The sequence below is a fragment of the Algoriphagus aestuariicola genome, from assembly GCF_017254835.1.
In the GTDB taxonomy this organism is placed as follows: domain Bacteria; phylum Bacteroidota; class Bacteroidia; order Cytophagales; family Cyclobacteriaceae; genus Algoriphagus; species Algoriphagus aestuariicola.
Genome location: NZ_JAFKCW010000001.1, coordinates 423263 through 440594, shown reverse-complemented (window position 1 = coordinate 440594; position 17332 = coordinate 423263). Strand labels below are relative to the sequence as shown.

General features: G+C 50.2%; 12 protein-coding genes. 5 read left to right on the top strand and 7 right to left on the bottom strand.

All coding sequences use genetic code 11. The features are described from left to right. Positions 1 to 20: 20 nt before the first annotated feature. From J0A67_RS01835 to J0A67_RS01825, 3 genes are all read right to left on the bottom strand, one after another. A complete protein-coding gene (locus J0A67_RS01835; RefSeq protein ID WP_206567569.1) occupies positions 21 to 2534 on the bottom strand; it encodes a metallophosphoesterase family protein in 2514 nt (837 codons plus the stop codon). Positions 2535 to 2944: 410 nt separating this feature from the next. Continuing rightward, a complete protein-coding gene (locus tag J0A67_RS01830) occupies positions 2945 to 3307 on the bottom strand; it encodes a hypothetical protein (RefSeq protein WP_206567568.1) in 363 nt (120 codons plus the stop codon). A 45-nt stretch (positions 3308 to 3352) separates the two neighbouring features. Beyond that, positions 3353 to 4225 (bottom strand): hypothetical protein, encoded by an 873-nt coding sequence (locus tag J0A67_RS01825; RefSeq protein WP_206567567.1) that lies wholly within the window; start codon positions 4223 to 4225, stop codon positions 3353 to 3355. 225 nt (positions 4226 to 4450) lie between these two features. Between J0A67_RS01825 and J0A67_RS01820 the strand changes: the two genes are divergently transcribed. Beyond that, positions 4451 to 5788 carry an ammonium transporter gene (locus J0A67_RS01820; protein ID WP_206567566.1) on the top strand — a complete coding sequence of 446 codons (1338 nt, stop codon included), beginning with the start codon at positions 4451 to 4453 and terminating at the stop codon, positions 5786 to 5788. Positions 5789 to 5911: 123 nt separating this feature from the next. Here the strand turns inward: J0A67_RS01820 and J0A67_RS01815 are convergent, their stop codons facing one another. After that, entirely contained in the window at positions 5912 to 9187 is a 3276-nt protein-coding gene (locus tag J0A67_RS01815) for an amidohydrolase family protein (protein ID WP_206567565.1), read from the bottom strand. A 257-nt stretch (positions 9188 to 9444) separates the two neighbouring features. Between J0A67_RS01815 and nagB the strand changes: the two genes are divergently transcribed. Further along, the gene (nagB, locus tag J0A67_RS01810; protein ID WP_206567564.1) at positions 9445 to 10275 is read left to right on the top strand and encodes a glucosamine-6-phosphate deaminase; all 831 of its coding nucleotides are present in this window, start codon (positions 9445 to 9447) and stop codon (positions 10273 to 10275) included. A 311-nt stretch (positions 10276 to 10586) separates the two neighbouring features. On the opposite strand, the gene J0A67_RS01805 is transcribed toward nagB, so the two are convergent. After that, positions 10587 to 11051: a GNAT family N-acetyltransferase gene (locus J0A67_RS01805; protein WP_206567563.1), complete on the bottom strand. Its 465-nt coding sequence runs from the start codon at positions 11049 to 11051 to the stop codon at positions 10587 to 10589. A gap of 524 nt (positions 11052 to 11575) precedes the next feature. Between J0A67_RS01805 and J0A67_RS01800 the strand changes: the two genes are divergently transcribed. The 3 genes from J0A67_RS01800 (at position 11576) to J0A67_RS01790 (ending at position 13969) form a co-directional block, all read left to right on the top strand. Continuing rightward, a complete protein-coding gene (locus J0A67_RS01800) occupies positions 11576 to 12919 on the top strand; it encodes a Gfo/Idh/MocA family protein (RefSeq protein WP_206567562.1) in 1344 nt (447 codons plus the stop codon). Positions 12920 to 13362: 443 nt separating this feature from the next. Continuing rightward, entirely contained in the window at positions 13363 to 13710 is a 348-nt protein-coding gene (locus J0A67_RS01795; RefSeq protein ID WP_206567561.1) for a hypothetical protein, read from the top strand. Between the two features lie 40 nt (positions 13711 to 13750). Continuing rightward, positions 13751 to 13969 (top strand): hypothetical protein, encoded by a 219-nt coding sequence (locus J0A67_RS01790; RefSeq protein WP_206567560.1) that lies wholly within the window; start codon positions 13751 to 13753, stop codon positions 13967 to 13969. 132 nt (positions 13970 to 14101) lie between these two features. Here J0A67_RS01790 and J0A67_RS01785 read toward each other — a convergent pair whose 3' ends face one another. Beyond that, a complete protein-coding gene (locus J0A67_RS01785) occupies positions 14102 to 15778 on the bottom strand; it encodes a ribulokinase (RefSeq protein ID WP_206567559.1) in 1677 nt (558 codons plus the stop codon). A 31-nt stretch (positions 15779 to 15809) separates the two neighbouring features. Beyond that, positions 15810 to 17330 (bottom strand): DUF3748 domain-containing protein, encoded by a 1521-nt coding sequence (locus tag J0A67_RS01780; RefSeq protein ID WP_206567558.1) that lies wholly within the window; start codon positions 17328 to 17330, stop codon positions 15810 to 15812. Positions 17331 to 17332 lie beyond the last annotated feature (2 nt).

The following is a 17332-nucleotide window of genomic DNA, read 5'->3' as shown; positions in this document are numbered from 1 at the left end:
ACCTCCCGAGTGTGAACCTGCTAGGTCGGCAATTCTGGTTTTGCCTGTTCAGTCGCAGGAGTCTTGAGTGGTACTTCATATTCCATCTTCGCTCCCAACAGTTCATGCTTTAATTTCCAGCTGTCTCCATCTGCTGAAAAGGTAACCACGCCAATATTGCTGTTCCAGGCTATCCTCGGCGATTTCCCATCCACATATGCCTTTTGGTGCCGGGACACCACATTGAAATACCCTTCTTTCATTTTTGCCGCATCACCGATTACCAGATCTGTTGTGCCTACGGGGTCTTCCTCCAAGCCTTTTTTGTCTTTCAGCACCTGCACTTTCCACCTCCAGTCCGGAGCCGGATTCACTGTAGCGCCGGGGGTCCATCCCTCGATTGGAATGGTCGCGGTGGTCTTTCTCAGTCTTTGTCTGTTGCGGGCGGTCACATCGCCGCTGGTCGACACGAGCTTGTCCTTCCATCCAAACTTTGAGAGTCCGTCCGAGAAGCTGGTCAAGATCTTTTGTACGACTGCGCTTTTAAGGATAAGAACATTGGGAAGCCATTCGTTTTTCAGCGCGCTGGATGTGAGCTGAACAATTCGGCTGGTGGGTACGGCGGCATTGCCTTTCCAGTAGTCCATCACCGTGGTACAACCATAGTGTACATCCCCCGAGAGCAAAACCACATTTTTGTAGCTGTCCAGCCTCGCCATCAACCTTTCAAATCCCGGTATGCTAAATCCCCAGGCTTCGAAGTCAAAACCAAGATTGCCACCGATGATTCCGGGGTTGGCTTCACTCTTTCCCTTCAATGCGATCACCGCAGTCGCCGCGGGCTGTACCAGCTCCTCAAAATTGGGCAAGCCCAAGACCGGGCAGGGAGAAACGACGAAAACAAAGGGGGGATTGTCGGTCAGCGTATCTGGAGTTTGGGTAGAAAGTGAGCTTTCGGAAATCAGCTCGGGAACGGTATTGAGGCTTTCGTAGTGTCGCTGCGTACGGGTATCCAGTACAAGAGCTTGGGAAGTGCCCAGTTTCACACCGTAATTCCAACTCAGAGAACTTGGTTGGCTGCCCATCCCAAGCAGGTTTTCCATCTTTTCGATCACATCGGTACGAAGTGTGTTGAGATTGCTGTTATTGGCATATCTGAAGGCATACTCCCCAGCGTACATAAGAAACTGGGCCTTCTTGTGCATACTGGGTGTCATCTCGTCGAAGATCTTGGAGATTGCCTCCTTGTAATCCTCGGGACTGTTTCCCCAATCTTGGAATACCGCATAGGCCATCATCGCATTGCGAATGATATCACGCCCAAAAGGTTTGGAAAGGACCTGGTTGTTCCATCGTTTGGTAATTGCCCAATCGTCGGTTACCTCGTGGTCATCCATGATCATATAAGTCGGGACATTGGCCAGCACCCGGCTAACTTCCGGAAGCTTTTTCATAAACGCCGCCATATCCTTCAATTCATGCTTCAAGGTAAACTTGGTCTCCTTGAGCCATTTCTTGTATTTATCAGAGTTGGGGTCGCTGAATTGGGCCCTGGTGATCGAATCCTCGTCAAAAACAAATGCGTCCGTTGGACGTGTAGCCCGGATCAGGTTGACCAGATTGGTATCGGCCGCTGGACTGGGGTCGTCGACAAACTTGGTGATTACTTCATCCAGTTTCGCGGAAAGCTGCTCCGGACTGGCGTCGGCAATCTTTTTGATCTCCGAAACCATATCGCCGCTCCAAGACCGGATATTCCAGTATTTCAAGTAGGTCCCCGCATATTCCTCGAAACTCAACAAGTGGTTGGCCGCAGCCTGGCTGGAGAACCCAGCGAACTTGTTAACTAGGCGCTGACGAAAAAAGGGCGGATAGTTCACCACGTCAGCCTCATGCTCCTGAGCTGCTCCTCCATCGGCGCTGATCTTCATTTTTTCGATGTTGGGACCAAAAATCGAGCTGCCGTCCATCGCTCCTAAGCTCCTGAGAAAGAAGCCTGGGACCTCATCCGCATAAATTTGGTCACCTGTCAGGAATAGAGCCTGGGGACGCTTGAGGGGGTCTCCTACATTTTCTTTGATTTTTTTGTCCAATAGTGCCAGGGCATCCTGCCCGTGGCCGTGCATCTTTCGGCAACTTCCGTGTACGATGTTTAACTTTTCGGGAGTCTCCCCCGGCAGACAAAAAGAGGGCAATACGTTTTTCTTATAGCCCAGCGCAAGCTGGGGCCGCTCACCTTCCGTCTTCCCATCTTCCAGAAATTTGTCCTTTAAGAAATCGGATTCCTGAGGATCATCGATCTCATGGTACACCATGTTATAGCTGTACACTTTGGTAGGGTCAAGGCCGGGACTCGGAATGTCGACTGTCACCAGCGTAATCCAAAGGTTTGCTCCAAACTGAAGGGTATGGCTCTCACCCTCCGCCAGTGGTGTATTGCTATTGCTGAAAAGTGTCCCGCTGGAATGCTCAATGTTGTCACCCTCCCAAATCTTAAGGGTAATGTGGTTGTTGGCCATGAACGCAGCCCAGACCGAAACCTTGTTTTTCTCCACTCGACGGAGAATTGGGCCACAAATCATCTTCTGAAATGGCATAGAAAAATCCTTAAAGCAAAAATCCTAAAAGCCTGAAGCTAGGGTTCGCCAATCAAAAAGGCATGAAAGACGGACAGTGCCAATACCGGCGATATGCGAAACAAAGAGAAACTGAACAATACCTCCACTCGATCACAAACTAGGAATTCCAACAATGAGGGGAGTCTCCAGTACCAAATCAAAAGTCCAAATTCGAAATCAAAGAAGGACTACGGTTTAAATCAAAAATTGCGAGTTGTAAGCTGAACTAAGCTAAGGGATTTTAGTAATTTTTGCAAATTATTTTCTCAAAATGCCACATGTCTCCCGTTTTTTACTGCGTGAAAAATGGGAAAAGCTTTTCTGCAAAAAAATCATGTCTTAACCCATTAACCTAAAGGCCCCTTCCACACGACAAATAAGTCCTTGATCGAATTGCCTATCCCCATCGGATCTCTGTTCAGTATTGCCGCACCCAATACCAATATCGCCGCTGCGGTGTCGAGTCCCTTTTGAATCGATTCCAGATTTTTGATTGTATCCCGTATCTCCTTGGAAACCGAGCTGATCTTGGCCAAGGAGTCAGCCACCTCATCCATGACCAGTGTGGTAGAATAGGCCAGGATATCTTCCCCGCAACGCAGCACAGCGGCCTGCATATCGCTGAGTTCCTTGTTTTCCTCGAAGCTCAATTTCTCCCAATTTTGGTATCGGAAATCCCCGATAGCCATTCCCATAATAAAAGAAATCATCGGAAAGACGGTTAGCTTGTTCTGATGTCAATTTGCCCATAGCCCCTATTGGTTAAGTTTGTTGAATTCGGATACCAGGATCTTGACCTGACCAGAATAGCCCAGCATGGCAAGAGCAAGATCTTTGGCGACAAGTTTATCCCGCCTATCGTAAAGTTCTTGGTGTCCCTCCGCTATCTCGAGCAGGGCATCCGCAAAAAGGTCCATCCGCAATTCTTTTTTCTGGATTTCCTCCATTGCTTGATAGTAGTCGGTCGCCGCCTTTCCTTTTTCATAGTCGGACTGCAGTGTATTATTCATCTTCATGTCCATGTAGTAGGCATACAAGCGTTCCTTTTTGAACCTCAACTCTCCCTTCAGATTGGTGCGGGTTGTCTTCTGAAAGGCGTCAAGTAGAACCTGAATCGGTTCATTTGCCTCTTCGATGTAGGCTGCGATCTTCCTACGTCGATAAAAATCCGTCGTAGCCCTCAGCATCAGGTTGGAGATCGTCGAATAAGCAGTCGCGAGATTTGAGTCAATGGTCAGGGGGCCAAGCTGCTCAGCCGTCAGGGAGGTGACCATGGCATCCGTACTATATTCGGTCAGTTCATTTTGGGAAAGCTTGCCCAAGGCTTCGAAGTAGCCGCCGATCGTCTGATACATCGCCAGCATGACGCTGTCCGCTTTTAAGTACAAGCCACAGTCGCAATCCAAGCTGCGGCTAAACTCAAACCTCTGGACCGCCTCATGCTCGCATCGGTCCACGCAGTGATCCTGAAAGGTGTAATCCAGCTGCTCGAAGTTTTGGATACCCTTGAGAGAGGTCGCGGAAAAATCGCTGACGGTTTTGAGATTGACACAGGCGACCAGTGCGGAGGACAAGCCAATAAGAAAAATGACTTGGCTGCATTTTGGACTCAAGCGATATGCTTTCATTGACAGATGGGATTAAAAATTCGAAGCGGAAAAATACTGTTGCTCAGTGGCTTGGCGAAGCTGCAAAAAAGATACGAAGAAGACTTTGCAAAACCCACCTCCAAAGAGGTTACACCGTTTTTTTGATCCTCTTTACCAGAGGAGATGATTTTTCATTCTGTATTTTCTGACACAAACAGAATAAAACATTTATTATTTTACTTTTGCCACATGGAAAAAAACGGAATGAAATTTAAGTGGAAAGTCGCCTTCCTGATTACTATTGCCGCGCCAGTACTGGGTCTTTTTTGGACACAAAGTCCTCCAATCGCAGAAAACTTTGGCAGCGATGACCAATTGGTCTTCGCGGACATTGCCTGGCTTTTGACGGCCTCCTGTCTCGTGCTGCTGATGACCCCGGGTCTTTCGCTTTTCTATGGAGGAATGGTGGGCAAGAAAAATCTCATCTCGACCATGCTCCAAAGCTTCATCTCTCTGGGTGTGGTGACCATGCTCTGGGTGGTGGTGGGCTTTAGCCTGGCCTTTGGCGACCCGCTGATCGGGATCACTATCGCCGGCACCAAATACGGCATTATCGGCAACCCCTTCCAATATATGTTCTTTGACCAAGTGGGCACGCTCCCCCATCACACGCTGGGCTCTACACTGCCGTTCATACTTTTCGCACTTTTTCAGATGAAATTTGCCGTGATCACTCCGGCGATCATCACCGGCTCCTTCGCCGAGCGTGTGCGATTCATCGGCTACCTGTTTTTCATCGGGATCTTCTGTGTGTTCGTTTATGCCCCGCTTTGCCATATGGTATGGCATCCGAGCGGCCTGATCGGCTCCTATTTTGGAGTACTTGACTTTGCAGGCGGCACAGTGGTACATATCAGCGCTGGCTTGGCTTCGCTAGCAGGAGCGCTTTTCTTGGGAAAAAGAAAAAATCCCAACCACGCTCCCTCCAATATCACCTATGTCATTCTCGGCACGGGAATGCTTTGGTTTGGCTGGTTTGGCTTCAACGCAGGTTCATCCCTCGCTGCAAACGGCACCGCTGCACTAGCCTTTGCTACTACCACAATCTGCTCAGCCACGGCGATGATGACCTGGGTGCTTTTTGATAGGATTCAGGGCAGAAAAATCTCCGCCCTCCAGGCCTGTATTGGTGCAGTGGTCGGACTAGTCGTCATCACCCCAGCCGCAGGATTCATCACTGTACCCCAAAGCTTCTTCTTCGGAGCGATAGGGGCTATTGCCTCCAATCTGGCGATGCATGCCAAGTTTCTCAAGAAAGCCGACGACACGCTGGACGTGCTCGCCTGCCATGGCATCGGCGGGATCATGGGCATGATCCTCACCGCAATTTTTGCCGGAAAAGAGGGCTCCAGCCTGATGCACGGCGGCTGGACGATCTTTGCTTCGCACATGGTCGTGTTGGTAGGTGTGGTCGTGTTTTCCTTTGTGATGTCTTATCTGATCTTCTTTGTGCTCAACAAATTTGTAACGCTAAGGGTAAGGGAAGAATACGAGGAAATCGGCCTTGACCTCTCCCAGCATGGGGAGTCTTTAGGACAATAATGTCGACAGGCGAAAGTCAAAAGTCCGCCGCAAGCCTGAATAGAAAGGGTCGCTTCAATTTGCTTGAAGCGACCCTTTTTTGTAGCCGGCTAGTCCTGCCTACTGGCCACTGCGACTGCAAACTCATCTTCCGCAGCTGCAGTGCGGCACGGTCAGACCAAAAGCCTCGCCTTCCTCATGCCAGTTGAAGGTATCGTTGTACGGAGCCAATTCCCACCAAAAAGCCGTTCGGACATGTTCATGATTACCTACCTCGTTCATCGTGGCGGTGTCGTAGAGACGTCCGTTGATCATGGTGTATTGGACATTTTGGGACTGATAAATATCCTCCAGCGGATTGCCGTCTATCACGATCAAGTCAGCCAATTTCCCTATTTCGAGGCTACCGATTTGTTGATCCAAACCGAGGGATTTGGCACCGTTTAGCGTCGCCGCCCGCAAGGATTCCAAGTTGCTCATGCCGCCCTGATGCATCATCCAGGTTTCCCAGTGCATACCAAGGCCTTGGATCTGCCCATGCGCTCCCGCATTGACTAAGACTCCCAGGTCAGAGAGCTTCTTAGCCGATTTGGAGACAAGGACATGTCCGTTTTCATATTCCTCCATCGGCGCCATGATTCGATGGCGGGAGCGGCTGTCGATGATGGATCTTGGGGTGTATTTCAGCAGGTGCTCGTTTTCCCAAACGTTGTCCTTTTGGTACCAAAAATACTCCCCGGAGAGTCCTCCAAAATTCACTATCAGCGTTGGCGTATAAGCCGTCTTGCTGTTACTCCAGAGTGTCTGAACGTCTTTGTAAAGCGGTGCAACCGGAATATTGTGCTCAATCGTTGTATGACCATCCATGATCATGGACATGTTGTGGAAATAGTTAGATCCGCCCTCCGGCACCACCATGATTCCATTTTCACGTGCTGCCTGGATCACCTGCTGACGCTGGTCTCTTCTGGGCTGGTTGTAGCTTTTTACAGAAAAAGCGCCAAAAGCCTTCGTTCTGCGTATGGCCGCTCGGGCATCTTCCAGACTGTTGATGACTGCCTTGAAGTCGCCATCAGCTCCATAGAGGATGATTCCTGTAGAGAAAATACGGGGTCCAACCATGTATCCTGCCTTCACCATTTCCGCCTGACTAAAGACAAATTCGCTGTTGCTGGAAGGGTCGTGGGTCGTGGTCACTCCAAAGGCCAGGTTGGTGTAATATTGCCAGTGCTTCTGGGCGCTGAGGCCCGAATAAGATTGCGCTACGTGCGCATGGGCATCGATGAGTCCAGGCATAATGGTCTTACCCTCGACGTCAATGACCTTGGCATCGGATGGGATCTCCAAATTGCTTCCAACTGCTTGGATTCTATTTCCCTCAATCAGGATGGTTCCGTTTTCGATCACCTCATCGCCCTTCATGGTGATGATGCGAGCTCCGGTGAGGGCGATCTTTCCGGTGGGCACGTCCGATTGGATCTTCAAGTTGATTTTGATCCCGGTGGTATCCATAGCCGGAAGGCTATCTGGAGAATTTGGAAGGAAGGTGAACCGTTTTGCCACCTCGTTGGTAAAGTACTCCTCTCCAAGCGTCCAGTGGATCCTTTTGGAGTCTGCTGACCAGTGGATGTTAATGCCTGCGTCGCGCGTGAGTTGTGTAACGGGAACCGAGGAGCCATTCGGTGCGAGTTCCACGGTTTGTCCGGTTTTTGGAAAAGGTGCCAAATACACCTTGTGCAAGTTGATGAAAGCGATCCAGTTTTCGTCTGGGCTCGGTAAAATCCTGTTGCCATAGTTAGAGGACACCAGCACCCGTTCGTCGCTGCCGCTGAGGTCCATACTCTTGAGGGTTTTGGTATTCGAGCCAAAGAAATAGCCTCCAGACTGGACAAAGATGCGGTCACCGGCTTGATTGAACATAGGAAAGTCCCCACTCTCGGTGATTAGCGTCTCGGCTCCTCCCTGACTTGGCATCCAGTAGATCCCACGCTCTCCCGTGTAGGTCGAGCCCTGCAGCCCATTCCCTCCGTCTCGTTTGAAGACCAGCTTGCTACCGTCTGGGCTGAACGACGGGGTGCGAAAAATCCCCTTGCTGGCAGACACTTTCTTCGGCACGGCATTTTTCGCATTCCAATTGTATAGATAGATCGCTCCCTTTTGCTCATCATTCCAGGTCACGAAAGCGACTTGGCTACCGTCCGCTGAAAACGCCGGCTCAAACTCCAAGTCTACAAGCTGAGTCAAGCGCTCTGGCGTACCATTTGGCAAAGCTTTTTTCCAAAGATGTCCAGCAGCGTTAAAAACAAGCCATTTTCCATCTGGGGAAGTCACCGCCTGCCGGACCGCCTTTGCGGTAAACTCTTCCTCAAACGCGGGATTCTCGAATCTCACAGCCTCGGCTACCTGGATTTGGTTGCTGACTTCAAAAGGGATTTCTGAGACTGCATAAGTCTGTGTGTTGACCTTTTTGATTTTGCCACCCGCCCATACCAGTATGTTGCTATTGTCCGGATGCCAGGTAAAATTGGGATAGGTGCCAAAGATCGCCCAAGCCTCCTGCTGATCCTTGTTGAGCTGGTCGTACACAGGAAGCTCCACGCCGGAATCAAGATCTTTGACAAAAAGAACCGTCTTGGTACGCACGCGACGTATCATCGCCAGTTTCTTGCCATCTCTGGAAACTACCGGACGAGAGGCACTTCCAGGGCCGCCAGCAACGGTTTCGGATTCACCTTTCTCTCTATCGTAGCGCTTGACCACATAGATTTGGTTGTTTGGGTCTTTGTTGTACTGAAAATACCCTCCCGGGTAGACATCCTCGGAGTAGTACACATATTTCCCATCGGGTGAAATCGAAGGCTCATTTACGTCCTGCTGGTCGTTTTTGCGCTTGGTGAGCTGATAGCCGGCGCCTCCGGTGATGTGGTACATCCACATCTCCCCCGCCCCGAGAGAGCGGCCCGACGAGAAGTGCTTTCTGGCGATGATGTATTGGCCGTCAGGCGTCCAAACTCCATTGTTCAGCAGGCGAAAGGACTCTTTGGTGATCTGCTGGGCTTCCGATCCATCGGCGTTCATCATCCAAATGTTGTCTCCACCTCCGGCATCACTCGTGAAAAGAACCTTCTTCCCGTCCGGGCTGAATCTTGGCTGTAGGTCATTGGCCAAGCCTGAGCGCAGGGCAGTGGCTTTGCCTCCAGAAGCCGGCATGGTGTAAATATCGCCGAGTAAGTCAAAGACCAGAGTTTTGCCGTCCGGGCTTATGTCCAGCGACATCCAGGTTCCTTCGTCGGTCTGCAGATCGACAGTCTGGTGCGCATCGCCTTTTCCACCTTTGCTTACGTCCCATTTTTCTTGGGCAAAAAGAGGAGCCACTCCCTGCATCAGGAGGGCAATCACCACTAATGATTTTAATCTCATGGCTTTTGAGTCTTCATTTGAAGCCGCTAAGTAAAAAAAATACTTCCAAAGTCATCCACACGATTCTCTAGGGAGTGATGAGCGGCAGGAAATGCGCACATCTAAATATTGAAATGGACCAAGGCTCAGCTAGTACTATTGGGGCAACCCGAGGTATTGCTTATGGCTGTCCAAGTAAAAGAAAGTGGTTTTGCTGCCGTGCGGTCTGGACTTTTTCTGAAATTGCTGGCCAACTATCAAATCAAACCTTTCACTCGATGAGACTTCTCATTCACGAACACTACGATTTGCTTTCCAAATGGGTGGCAAACTACATTGTCGGCAAGATCAAAGCCCATCAGGGAAAAAGCACGAAACCCTTTGTGCTTGGACTTCCTACAGGCTCCTCTCCTCTCGGAACTTACAGGGAACTGGTCAAACTGAACAAAAACGGCAAGGTCTCCTTTAAAAACGTCATCACTTTCAACATGGACGAATACGTGGCGTTACCGGAATCCCACCCCGAGAGCTATCATTCCTTTATGTACAGCAATCTTTTTGACCATATCGACATTCCCTCGGAAAACATCAACATCCTGGATGGAAACGCACCCGACCTGGAAGCGGAATGCCTCCAGTATGAGGAAAAAATCAAAGCGGTTGGGGGCATTGATCTCTTCCTCGGCGGCATCGGTATAGACGGGCACATCGCCTTCAACGAACCCGGGTCTTCCCTCAACTCCCGCACCCGCGTCAAAACGCTGAACACGGAGACGCGCATGGTCAATTCCCGATTTTTCGACAACGACATAAACCAAGTTCCCAAGCTGGCATTGACGGTAGGCGTGGGCACGGTCATGGATGCACGGGAAGTCGTGATTATCGTCAGCGGGCATCAGAAATCCCGCGCGCTTCACAAGGCGGTAGAAGGTGGCGTCTCCCATATGTGGACGCTGAGTGCCCTGCAGCTGCACAATAAGTCGATGATCGTCTGTGACGAACCTGCGACTGACGAACTGAAAGTCAGCACCTACAAATATTTCAAGGATATCGAGAAAGACAACATCGGCCCGAGTCTAGGCAAAGAAGGCGAGGAATATTTGTTTTAATCCATGCGCCAGTAAGTGATTCTGGGCGCGGCGAAGAAACGAGGCTGTCTCATAACTGATGTTTGTCACATTGAGCGAAGTCGAAATGCGGCTGCATTCACTGTAAATGGCCTTCGATATACGCTACTCCCGTAGCTCCAGAGCTCAGGCTGACACAATCAGGCCTTTTGAGACAGCCTCTTTTCCACCGGGTTGCAGTTCTAGTTTTTTGACAACTCAAAACTCCAACGTCACCGTTCGGTCGGACAAGAAAAGGGTCTTGATAAACCTTCTTTCCCTTTCTGCCTTCTACCCAGAGGAACTGGATATCTTTACTTATTTTCTGGAGTAATATGCCTGTACACATCGGGATCGTAGCGCTCCATGTAGATCGCTGGGATGGGCAGTTTCTTGAACCCGTATTTTTCATACAGCCAATCCGCCGTCGATGTCAGTAAAATCCAACGCCTCAGCCCCTGCAATCCGGGATGACTGATCACCGCATCCATCAGTTTTTTGGAAAGCCCCTGCCCACGATATTTTTCGAGTACATATATATCGCCGAGGTAGGCTATGGTCGAAAAGTCGGAAATCACCCGGGCAAATCCGATCTGCTGTTCGCCGTGAAAGAGTCCAAAATTAAGCGAGTTTTCGACAGATGTCTTCACCCTTTCGAAAGGAATGCCATCACTCCAGCCGGAGTATTTGGAGAGAAAATCGTGAATGGCCACCAGATCCAACTTACTCCGGTCAGTACTGATCAAAAATTCCCCAAATCTATGCTCAGCGTTTTTCATGTAGTTTCTTTTTCCTTGACGCCATACGGCATGGCACGAATTTATGCAATCCGCCGATTCCGCACGAAGTCGTCACTACATGGATAAATGAACAAATCCCCACTTCAGTAAACTTTTGACATAGACCCGAGAACACAAAGGTTTAGATTTCCCAAAGTTCTTTTGGGTACGCCAAAAAGTGGGATTTGGACTAGTCTTTTTGGCTAAGATGCAAGTTTTAGAAAAGAAAGAATATCGCGTTGCAGACCCAATCTTCTAGGCAAATAAAACCTTTTCAGCCAATTAAGATCAGACGGATTTGTGCCAATTGCTTCTGTTTCGGGGAAAAGTTGTTCCGAAATCGATTGAGTGAAAACTTCTGCCACTGAGCACTTTGTTGGGGATGTTTAGAGAATTAAAATTTAACTTCAATCGATTGGACAATAACCCATTTTGGTACACCGCTCCCGGTTTTCTCCGAAAATGCCAAGCAGGTGTTGAGGAACAAACTTCAAACTAAAAACAATAACCTAACAACGAATACTATGGCAAAAAATCCATCCCGAAGAACCTTCATGAAGAAAACCGCCCTTGCCGGTGCGGCGGCGGTTGCGATCCCGACCTTCATCCCTTCCTCGGCATTCGGCGCGAATGACAGAATCAACGCCGCCGTCTTGGGCATCAACGGAAGAGGACAAAGTCACATTTCCAGCTTTATGGCCCAAAAGGATCTCCAAGTGACCACGCTCTGTGATCCGGACATGCGATTGCTCAAAAAAGGCCAGGCCGCTTTCAAGGAAAAGTACAATGCAGATGTGGCCATCGAGCAGGACCTGCGCAAAGTCTTTGCAAACAAGGATATCGACGTGGTCAGCATCGCGATGCCCAACCACTGGCACTCTCTGGCGACCATATGGGCTTGCCAGGCAGGCAAGGACGTCTATGTGGAAAAGCCCGGCTCCCACAACATCGCCGAGGGACGCAAGATGATCGAAGCCGCGCACAAGTACAAGCGCATCGTCCAGCACGGGGTGCAGCTGAGAAGCTCTCCGGCCGTGCAGGAAGCCGTCCAACTGATGCGGGACGGCTATATCGGTAAGGTTTACATGGCTCGCGGGCTCGTATTCCGAATGAGAGGAGATATCGGCGACAAAGGACTTTCTCCTGTACCAGAAGGACTGGACTATGACCTCTGGACTGGTCCGGCTCAGATGGAGCCTTTTACCGAAAACCTGGTACACTATAACTGGCACTGGCACTGGGATTATGGAAATGGTGACGTGGGAAACCAGGGAATACACGAAACCGACCTCTGCCAGTGGGGCTTGGACGTAGGCCTGCCTACCAAGATCACCTCCATGGGCGGCAAGTTTCTATGGAAAGACAGCAAGGAGACTCCTGAACTGCTGACCTCGATCTATCACTATCCCGAGCAGGAAAAAATCATCCAGTTTGAGGTACGTCCTTGGCTGACCAACAACGAAGGGGGAGCCACTGTGGGCAATATCTTCTATGGTGACAAAGGCTATATCGTCGTCGATGGTTATGACAAATACACGTCTTTTCTCGGCAAAGACAACAAGCCTGGAATGTCAAAATCCGACGGTGGGCCTGTAGCCGACGGGGTAGACAGAGGCCTTGGCGGTACAGATGGCCACTTCGAAAACTTCATCAAGGCAGTGCGCGCCCGCGACAGCTCCATCCTGAACGGTCCTGTAGAGACAGCCCACCTTTCCTCCGCCTTGGCGCACTTGGGAAATATCGCCTACAGACTGGATCGAGTGCTGGAATTCGACCCAAAAACAGAGACCTTCGTCAACGATCCAGAGGCAGACAAGATGCTGACCCGTGATTACAGAAAAGGATTTGAGGTGCCGGATGTAGTCTAAGACATAATTGATTTTGAAAAGAAACCTGGCGGAAGCGATCCTGTCAGGTTTCTTTTGTTAGATGCCTTTCTAACAGGACACAAAATCCCGGGTAATATTTTCAAAAAGATCCAAAGTCATGCTTCCCCAAAATCACCAACAGCCTAGCTACTCGGGTGTTATATCCCAAGAAATCCCTGGCATGGAGTTAAGAGCAAAAATCTTGGGTCGGAAGGTGTGAACCACATCCGCATGCCCCACTTCGGGGTATTTATTCCCCTTGATCCATTGGACGCAAAACGACTTCTTGAAAAAGGCACAATTATAAAAAGTGGTCCCAAGATCCCCATTAGCCATTTTCACGATGTTAAGCTTGACCTCCCGCCGATTAATTAGAGCTTGGAACCAGACTTGCACTAAACAAGTACGAATTCAGGTTTTATGAATTTTAAACCCCGGAAATCATGAGTACATCCAAAGAAATGACTACCTACTCTCAGGTGCTGAACAAGCTTCCTGAAAAAGGCTACGGCAAAGAGTTGAATATCACCAGAGCTGGGGCAAAGTTTGACGAGGGATCGGAGCTATTACAGCCGGAGCAACTCAAGATTGTCAAAACCTACCGATTTGAGGGAGATTCAGACCCTTCCGACATGGCGGTGATCTACTTGCTGCACAGTGAATCAGGAGAAAAGGGATTTATCCTGAATGCCTACGGAACCTACTCGGACGAAGACAACCAATTCTACAATGAGTTCATCAAGCGTGTGCCTGTGGATGAAATGAAAGAGTTGGACGAGTGGCAACGCTAGAATAGACCGACTTAAGAACAACCAAAAAACCACCAATACCATGATCACTGCCAACCACCAACCAAAAACCAACATGCAAACTACCCTAGTTCAATACATCATTCCGCGACTGGATATGACCAAGAAACGAGAGGACGTAGATAAGGGGACGAACCGCAAAAGTCCCTGGAATCCAGAAGGAGCCAGACCGCCGAGAGAGGAGGACTTTGATGAGATCCACGAGAAGAATCAAAAGAAAAAGAGAAGCGTAGGTCAATAACAAGGAACCTAGCTTACTCAAAGAAATTTTTTGGGGTGACACCGGAGCTAAAGCTACTCCGGGCAGCCTGCCGGAACAAGTTCCTGGCAGGCTTTTGCTTTTCCAAGCTTTTCAAATACTCTGAAGGAAACATCAGACTTTGCCAATCCTGCCAAATTCCACAAACTCACCCAAAGCTAGGTATTGCTGATATTTCTGCTGATAGTAGGCCGCATTCGCTGCAATTGGATAATATTCCTTTGCAATAGGACTGGCAATGGCTTTTGCCGCTGATTCGAGGCTTGGGTATATCCCCGAAGCCACCGCAGCGTAGATGGCTGCACCCAATGCCGGTGTCTGCGCCGATGCTGCGACAGCAATCGGCATATTCAGCACATCAGCCATAGTTTGTACCAAAAAAGGGGATTTCTGCGCGATACCTCCTATTCCTATCACCTGTTCTATCTGAATTCCATTTTGCCGAAACCATTCGATAATCCGCTTGGAACCAAAACAAAGGGCTTCGACAAGGGCTTTAAAAACTGTTCCTCCTCCAGTACCCATATCGAGGCCTAGCAGCGCACTCTTGAGAGTTTCGTTCAGCCCGGGCGACCTTCTCCCATTGATCCAGTCCACAGCAAGCGTCCCTGATTCCAAGGGCACCTTGGCAGCCTGCTTATTGAGGTAGCCCATCATTTTGTCCGAAAGTTCCGAGGCCATCTTTTCCCTCAACTGGGGATCCAGCAAATCGCTGCTTCGGATCAGCTCCATGGCTGGCTCAGTAACCAAGCGCTTATACCACGCCAGAAAATCCCCAAATCCAGCCTGTCCAGCTTCGAACCCAACAAGGCCGGAAAGGATGGAACCGTCCACTTGACCGCTTATCCCTTGCAGGGGTTCCGAAGCGACTTCATTATTGTTTGCCACGAGCATGTCGCAGGTGGACGTACCCATCACCTTCACGAGTGTCCCCGACTTCACCCCCGCACCCACGGCCCCTGCGTGGGCGTCGATAGTCCCGACCGCGACAAGCGTCTGGGAAGAGAGGCCAAGTTTTTCAGCCCATTTCCGTGAAAGATATCCCGCCGACTCATCCGATGTCAGCGTTTGACTTTTCATTTTCTGGGAAAGAAGGGCGAGCTCGGGATGCAGCCTTCCCAAAAACTCCTGGGAAGGAAAACCTCCCCATGTCGCATGCCACATCGCCTTATGCCCAGCGGCACAGCGGCTTCGCAGAACTTGCTCGGGCTTCAGTTTTCCGGTCAATTCCCCGACTAGGTAGTCACAATGCTCCAGCCAGTTGGGTTGCGCTGCCAGCACTGCCGGATTGTTTTTGGACACAAAGAGGATTTTGGCCCAAAACCACTCCGAGCTGTATGTTCCGCCTGAATATCGGGTGTAGTCGACACCTCCCCAGAGTTTGGCGAGACTGGTGATTTCCTCCGCTTCGGCAATTGCGGAGTGGTCCTTCCAAAGAATCATCATCGCATCAGGATCTTCTGAAAACTCTTCCGAAAAAGCCAAAGGAACGCCCGCTTCATCCACCGGCAATGGAGAAGAGCCGGTAGCGTCGACACCGATGCCCTTGACCTTTTGGGGATCTACACCAGACTGCTGGAGGACAGAGGAAATGGTCTTTTCTAATCCTTCCAGATGATCTGAGGGATGCTGCCGATAGCGGCTTCTCGAGGGATCGCAAAAATCCCCCTTTTTCCAGCGGGGATAGGAAAAAACCGAGGTAGCCAAAACCCTACCGTCTTTCGTGTCTACCAAAATCGACCTGACGGAATCTGAGCCAAAGTCCACTCCTACCACATAGTTGCTATCCATACTTTTTGCTTTGCGATTGACTTGCTGCTTTTTATTGGAAAGGATTCAGGGTAAAAATCTGGAAAAAGGAGCCACCTTCTTCCTCTACCCGCTTGTTGTAGACCAGTGTCCGTCCAGAATAAGACCAGTTGAAGTTCCACATTTGGCTTTCATTGGGCTTTGGCTCCGGGCCTACGCGCACGGTTTTGCCAGAGTGCAAATCCGTGAGAAAAATCCGGTTTTGATGACCAAAAACAATCCAGCGTTCATCCGGACTGAGGCTGAAGCCGGTGTCAGGAGAAAAGTCGTTGTGTGTGATCTGTGCTGGTTCGCCTCCCTCAGGTGACACGGAAAACAGTTGTACCACTCCGTCATCCGACTTGGCATAGAAGAAAATCCTGTCCCCGCTTTTGGTGGTCCGGAGCCAATGCCTCGGCCCCTCCACACCCGGAAACTTTCTATCAGCAGTAAAGGTCAGCCTTCTTTGACGGAAGGCTTTCGGCATCTCGGGCATCCGGGTTTCCGATCCCACCAGATCAGTCTCCGCCAAGCTTTGCTCCCAGTCTTCCGGGATTTCGGTCACAAATACCTCCGTCACCACGTTCCCCTCTGCGGTCACAACATCTCCGAGATAGGCCAAGGCTCGATAAACTTTTTCGCCATTGGATCGAATAAAACCCTCAGTTCCCACCCAGGTTTCCTCACAGGCTTTTTGAATCTCGTCCGTCCCCGGCTTTGGAAATGGCAACACCTCGGCAGCAATTACCGTAAATCCCGCCCCGGAAAACTCTTGTCCCGGCAGCTCAGTCTCGACCTCCACATTCTTTCCTCTCACCAAAAAAGCCACTGTGCGGATATCTTTTACATTTGTGTCATTCTGGGCGGTTTTTGCCAGCACGGCATCGTTGTAGGTGAAACTGATCCACTCCCCGTCCGCGGAGTAGAGGTAGGCGTGGCTCCCTCCCCGCAAGGCACCCGGCGTGTAGGGCGGAGTGATATCCCGCGCGTCCTGGTTCTTCACCTGGATATCATCCAAGCGTGAAAGATCCAAACCTATACAAGATCTCCGGCTCAGGTCGTAGGGATGGTTTTCATCTGCGGAAAGCAGGCCTCGGATAAAAGCCACCTCCCCACCTTGGGGATTGAAGCTCACGGCACCCGATCCCGGGCCATAGGGCTGCTGACCCGGTACCCGATACAATTCCCTGATCTCTCCGCTTTGAAGATTCACCATGCCGATCAGGTCGTTTTCACCCATCTTGGGATCCTCGCCCCTACCGTCAAAAGCCACCCACTGGTCGTCCGGGGAAAAGGCCTGGCGATGGTTAAGGAAGTGTCCCTGAAGACCTTGGGTCAATTGTCTTTCTTCTGCGTTTGGATTGGGAGTCAAAGTCACGGCGGTTTGGTTTGAAGGTTGGGAACAGGAATTTAGGATAAGTACAAAAAAGGCGAGCACAACCTGCGTGCTCGCTAAGACAGGCAAGTTGAAAGCCTTATGTTTTTTGAGCGGAGAATTCCACTGGACGTCCGTGTGGCAAACTCCCCCTTTCCCAAATCGGGCTGGGGGATTCATAG

Bases quoted from the DNA above. Each gene is read 5' to 3' on its own strand.
- J0A67_RS01830 (WP_206567568.1), bottom strand. From the start codon at position 3,307: ATGATTTCTTTTATTATGGGAATGGCTATCGGGGATTTCCGATACCAA.
- J0A67_RS01825 (WP_206567567.1), bottom strand. From the start codon at position 4,225: ATGAAAGCATATCGCTTGAGTCCAAAATGCAGCCAAGTCATTTTTCTT.
- J0A67_RS01820 (WP_206567566.1), top strand. From the start codon at position 4,451: ATGAAATTTAAGTGGAAAGTCGCCTTCCTGATTACTATTGCCGCGCCA.
- J0A67_RS01815 (WP_206567565.1), bottom strand. From the start codon at position 9,187: ATGAGATTAAAATCATTAGTGGTGATTGCCCTCCTGATGCAGGGAGTG.
- nagB (WP_206567564.1), top strand. From the start codon at position 9,445: ATGAGACTTCTCATTCACGAACACTACGATTTGCTTTCCAAATGGGTG.
- J0A67_RS01805 (WP_206567563.1), bottom strand. From the start codon at position 11,051: ATGAAAAACGCTGAGCATAGATTTGGGGAATTTTTGATCAGTACTGAC.
- J0A67_RS01800 (WP_206567562.1), top strand. From the start codon at position 11,576: ATGGCAAAAAATCCATCCCGAAGAACCTTCATGAAGAAAACCGCCCTT.
- J0A67_RS01795 (WP_206567561.1), top strand. From the start codon at position 13,363: ATGAGTACATCCAAAGAAATGACTACCTACTCTCAGGTGCTGAACAAG.
- J0A67_RS01790 (WP_206567560.1), top strand. From the start codon at position 13,751: ATGATCACTGCCAACCACCAACCAAAAACCAACATGCAAACTACCCTA.
- J0A67_RS01785 (WP_206567559.1), bottom strand. From the start codon at position 15,778: ATGGATAGCAACTATGTGGTAGGAGTGGACTTTGGCTCAGATTCCGTC.
- J0A67_RS01780 (WP_206567558.1), bottom strand. From the start codon at position 17,330: ATGAATCCCCCAGCCCGATTTGGGAAAGGGGGAGTTTGCCACACGGAC.